Below are 1,353 nucleotides of genomic sequence, written 5' to 3' on the forward strand. Positions count from 1 at the left end.
CCTCGATCTTTCACGTGGCGGGTAGTTGAGGTCTTTTCGTGGCGTGGGTGGGCGGTTCTGACGTGGGCGGCCTGGGGTTCCGGCGTTGCGTCTCGCCGGTGCTCCTGGGTCCTTTGCTCGTCGGAATGGTTTCTGTGTTTTAGGTGGGTTGCAGTGCGGTCCAGCCGAATTCGATGAGGTCGCTCCACGGCCAGCCTCTTGGCAGCCGTAGGTAGCGGCGACGCCCTGAGGTGATGATGCGTCCGGCGACGGCAAGCAGGCGCAGGCGTAGTCGTTTGGGTTCCCAGCCTCTGGCCGGGTGGCCGGTGAAGGCCAGGACTTGGGTCCAGACCAGCAGGTCAGCGGCCAGCAGGGTGATCTCCAGCCAGATCTGATTCTGGGCGAACCCGTGAAACGGCAGGTTGGTCAGTCCGGTGTCTTTGAGGTTGCGGATGCGGTCTTCCGCGCGGGCGCGTTGACGGTGCCGGACTTCGAGATCGCAGATCGACCAACCGCGGGTGTTGGTCGCAAAGCACGTGATCCGCCACCCGTTGTCATCGGTCAGGCGCAACTGCGCGCCGGGATGGGGACGTTCTCGGCGGGCGATGACCCGCATCCCTGCCGGCCAGCCTTTCAGCGTGTCGGGCAGGTAGCGGGTCAACTCAGCGACCTGGGCGCCCTCGCGTGGTGTGCCGTCGCCGTCGAGGGCAGCCCGCCACGCCCGCCGCGGGACCCGGCGCAGCGCTTCGACGATCGGGGGCATGCCGTAGAACCCGACTGAGTACTGCAGTCCCAGGTCGGTGATGTGGTGCAGGAAGTCCTTGACCCCGCCACCGGTGTCGGTGCGCACCAGCACCCGGGCCCGTTCGGGTTCGGGCAGTTGGGCCAACGCGGCATCCAGGACACTGATGTGGTCAGCAGCGCTGTTGGAGCCGGCTGAGCCGGGTCGCAGCAACCCGACCAGGGCTTCACCGGATCCGTGGCTGCCGTGGTCGACGAAGGCGAGCATGGGATGAAACCCGTATCCGTACTTGAAGGTTGGGGTGGCGCCCTGTTTGTCGCTGTGGGCGGTCACCAGGGTGGCGTCCAGATCGACGATGACCTGGCTGCCTGAGGTACCGGCCAGCGGTTGCTGGCGCCGCCATATGTGCGCGCGGGCTGCTGCCCGGGCCGCGCGGATCGCCGCAACGGCGGCATCGACGTCGCCGGCCAGCGTGGCGATCAGACGTGACACGGTGGCATCGGAGGCCACCGCCCCGAACAGCTCGGGCTGAGCACGCACCACCGCGATATCGGCGGCACAGTCACCGCCGAGTGCCACCGCGATCGCGACATCGGTGAGCACCTTGGCCGGGTCGTGCAGGGTTCGTGGTG

Annotated in this window: 1 protein-coding gene; it reads right to left on the reverse strand. The window is 67.6% G+C overall.

The window, feature by feature from the left end; all coding sequences use genetic code 11:
• Positions 1–139: 139 nt before the first annotated feature.
• The coding region (locus tag ACTWP6_RS30265) for an IS1380 family transposase (protein WP_443189633.1) at positions 140–1,353 on the reverse strand (1,214 nt) is incomplete at its 5' end.

This window comes from Mycobacterium sp. 4D054 (assembly GCF_052245755.1).
Taxonomy (GTDB): domain Bacteria; phylum Actinomycetota; class Actinomycetes; order Mycobacteriales; family Mycobacteriaceae; genus Mycobacterium.